This is a genomic window from Waltera sp., assembly GCF_046969025.1.
GTDB classification, from domain to species: Bacteria; Bacillota; Clostridia; order Lachnospirales; family Lachnospiraceae; genus Acetatifactor; species Acetatifactor acetigignens.
The window spans coordinates 1-1,642 of the sequence record NZ_JBKVQF010000053.1 but is presented as its reverse complement, the minus strand read 5'-3'; the positions used below and the strand labels follow the sequence as shown (position 1 = coordinate 1,642).

General features: G+C 47.1%; 1 protein-coding gene. It reads left to right on the top strand.

What is annotated here, in order from left to right; translation table 11 throughout:
• The first annotated feature begins 134 nt into the window (after positions 1-134).
• Entirely contained in the window at positions 135-1,502 is a 1,368-nt protein-coding gene (locus ACLTOH_RS15215; protein WP_412224360.1) for an MATE family efflux transporter, read from the top strand.
• Positions 1,503-1,642 lie beyond the last annotated feature (140 nt).

The window sequence follows — 1,642 nt, the reverse complement described above, 5'->3', positions numbered from 1 at the left end:
CGCTAGATTTAGGTTCTAGTGGGAGACCGTGCAGGTTCAAGTCCTGTTGCCCGCACGAAAAGAGACTATCCTTACTGTTAGTCTCTTTCTTTGACTACAATTACAAATGAATAAGAGGTAAAGGAGATTTTACTATGAGAAAAGACATGACGATCGGAAATCCAATGAAGATCATTCTTCTTTTTTCCCTTCCGGTTCTGCTTGGAAATCTGTTCCAGCAGTTCTACAACATGGTAGACACCGTGATCGTAGGCCAGTATCTTGGGGAGGATGCACTGGCCGCCGTTGGTTCTACGGGCTGCCTGATGTTTCTGGTTCTCGGTTTCGCCAACGGAATTGCTCAGGGATTCGGTGTCATGGTATCCCATGCATTCGGTGCCAAAGACATGAAACTTCTCCGTCATTGCGTAGCACTTTCACTGCTTTTAACGGTTGTAATTTCCATGATTCTGACCGTTCCTACGGTTGCGTTTTCCCGCCAGCTGCTTCTGTGGCTGAATACTCCGGAAAATATCCTCACACTGGCAAACCGGTACATCCGGGTCATCTTTGCCGGTATCTTTGCTACCATGGCATATAACGTAGCATCCGGTATTTTACGTGGGATCGGTGACAGCCGGACACCACTTTATTTTTTGATCCTGTCCAGCGGTCTCAATATTTTTCTGGACATCTTCCTTATTGTTGTGGTAAAACTCGGCACTGCCGGTGCCGCTTATGCCACCGTTATCTCGCAGGCGGTTTCCGCAGTTTTATGTTTCATCGTCATGTTCCGCAAACATGACATCCTGCGGACCACACGCGAAGATTATTACTGTGATTTTCATGAGATCCGCCGGATGCTGTCTGTGGGAATTCCGATGGCTTTAAACTATTCCATCACAGCAATCGGAACCATGATCCTGCAAAGTGCCGTCAACGTGTTTGGTTCCAGCGTGGTAGCTGCTTTTACTGCTGCTTCCAAAGTCAGCAACATCGCCACCCAGACCATGCCGACACTCGGTACAGCCATGGCCACCTACTGCGGACAGAATCTCGGTGCTGGAAAACATGACCGCATTTTCCGCGGTATGAAAGATGCATTTTATTTATGTTTCTTTGCAGCCGGAGCCGCCGCACTGCTCTGCTGCCTTGCCGGACCTACGATGGTCGGATGGTTCATCCACAACCCATCTGAACAGACACTGCACGCAGCAATGCAGTATCTGCACATTGCAAGTATTTTTATGCTGCCTCTGGCATGGATCTTTGTATACCGTAATGGTCTGCAGGGCTTAGACCGTGGTCTGGTTCCCATGCTCAGCGGTGTACTTGAACTGTTCAGCCGTTATGCGGTTATCCTGATCGCCACAAAGCCTTTTGGATACGTGGGTGTATGCAGTGCTGATGCTGCTGCCTGGCTGACAACCGGTATTTTACTGATTGTTACTTATATGATTTGGAAACAGCGTGTCAAAAAACAGCTAAATGCAGAAAATGCCACCATGAACTGCATCAAATAACTATTCTTCCATGTCGGAAAAAGGGAGCGTCACCGCTCCCTTTTTATTTTATCTCATAAGTTGTTCCGGTCAAAAGGTATGATTGATGATACCTTTTGGATTCTTTTATCATCTGATTTATCCACAATAACCGTTATCTG